Annotated in this window: 1 protein-coding gene; it reads right to left on the bottom strand. The window is 63.0% G+C overall.

Features of this window, described 5'->3' with window-relative positions:
* Window positions 1-349 (bottom strand): hypothetical protein (locus tag SB771_RS33730; protein WP_410721883.1); only part of this gene is annotated, 349 nt, incomplete at both ends.

The raw sequence follows: 349 nt of genomic DNA, 5'->3' as shown, positions 1-349 counted from the left end.
CGCAAGGAGACGAAATCGTAAGCGAGCGCGTCGTTGAAGACGCCTTCGAGAAAGGCCCGGCGCGCTCCGTCGGCGCCCATCGCCTTGCACATCGCGCCGAGCAGGTCGCTGTTCAGATTGGCCGCCGCGCGATTGAAATGCTCCGGCAATCCCACGACGTACCAACTGGCGCTTCGTTCCGACTCGTGCATGGCGGGCATGCCGAACTCCATGCGCATACCGCGTTCATCCCAGCCGAGGAAGACGCGCATCAGGCATTCGATGTCGTTGGAGAAAAGCCATTCGCCCGGTTGGGTTCGAGATTCCCCCGGATCGTCTCCCGCGCAACTGATTGCGAAGCGCGGACGCC

The organism is Burkholderia sp. SIMBA_051, from assembly GCF_046534915.1.
GTDB lineage: Bacteria > Pseudomonadota > Gammaproteobacteria > Burkholderiales > Burkholderiaceae > Burkholderia > Burkholderia ambifaria.
Note: the sequence above shows the minus strand (reverse complement) of the source record. Positions and strands in the feature narration are given on the sequence as shown.